The following is a 1,426-nucleotide window of genomic DNA, read 5'->3' on the forward strand; positions in this document are numbered from 1 at the left end:
ATCTAAAAAGAGAGAGGGTGTATAACTTTGTAATTCTTCTAGGCTTTCTTGGAGCTTTAATTCTTGTTTGATGTATTCATAGATTGTATTGCAATCAATATAGTCTTTATCGTTAGCAAAAAGAAAGAGTTCTTTAGTCTGTGTATCTGCATAGAGTGTAGAAGCCATAGAATTAAAATGAATTCCTCTCTTCTGTGTTTCTCTAAGATACCTACTTGTGCATTGTTCATCATAAAGTAAATTGATTGCTTGTTTTTGTTTAGCTTTAAAAAACTCTTCATTATTCTTAGCCAAGGCAGTAGTAGCAAAATGAGATTTATAAGTATAAGTTTTATAAAGATTCTCTTTTTCTAGTAGCTCTTGTTTGTCTTTATCCTCTATACAAAAAGGCAAAGCCTTATAAAGCATTCTATACTGATTCATTGATACTTCTTTTGGTAATTCTTGCATATCGTTTCTTTCTATAATCTTAGTAAAGATTCCAAGACTAAGGAAAAGCAAAAAGGTATCCATAATATTCTTTTTATTAACTTCCTCTTTTTTGAGAGACTCTGTGTGTATTGTCTCACTTTTACCATTAAAATCATACTGATACTCTTGTGCCATTTTTTTAGGATTATGGGTAAAGATATGCAGAATCTCTTTTTGAAAGATACTCAGATAATTCTCTTCTGTAAGAGAGTTTGTAAGTCTCTTATTAACTTCTTTAGAAAGTCTATTATTACAGATCAAATACATAAGTTTCTTAGAATAAGCATTAAGATAGTCTAAGGCTTCTTCTATGCTTTGATTAAAAGAGTGATTGGATTGTACAAGATAATGATAAAAATAGGCTATTTGTAGTATGCTTTCTAAGAAATGGCTTGTTTTTATATAGCTTGTTTCTAATCCTCCTATATAAAGTAAATGCAATCTTTGTGTATTTTTATAATCAAACTTATCCTGTATATTCAATCCATATTTATACCCCAAATCAGAAATAACAGAGAGTGAAGATTCTGAACTTTGTTTCCATTCTCTAAGAAAAGATTCTTCTGTTGGTAGAGGGTTTTGTATTGTTTCTATGTGATGTACTTCTATACTTGTATGTGCTTTAGAAAGTTTCTTAGCTTTTAAAGCAAGAGCTTCAATCTCTTCTTCTCCTATTTCTTTTTTTAGAGTATGGGTATATTCTATACAGTTTTCTAAACTCTCATTACAAGTCTTTATACTTTTATCAATAATTCTTCGTGTAAAACCAAAAGCATTCAAAAGCTTTTCTACACTTCTAAGAAGAAGTTTAACAAGTATTCTTATGACTCTTAAAAAGATAGTCAATACACTGGCTAATGCTCCTGCAAATCCGGGTGCATTAAAAGTATAGAGTTTGTGAAGGGATTGTGTTGTATGAAAGAAACAAAAAGCCTGTGCTAAATGTCCTCCTAAA

1 pseudogene is annotated in these 1,426 nt (G+C 30.0%); it reads right to left on the reverse strand.

Annotated elements, in window-relative coordinates:
• Positions 1 to 1,426: pseudogene (locus tag OQH62_RS08465) on the reverse strand (hypothetical protein); the annotation flags it as partial.

Origin of the sequence: Campylobacter sp. MIT 21-1684 (assembly GCF_026241315.1) — a bacterium.
GTDB lineage: Bacteria > Campylobacterota > Campylobacteria > Campylobacterales > Campylobacteraceae > Campylobacter_D.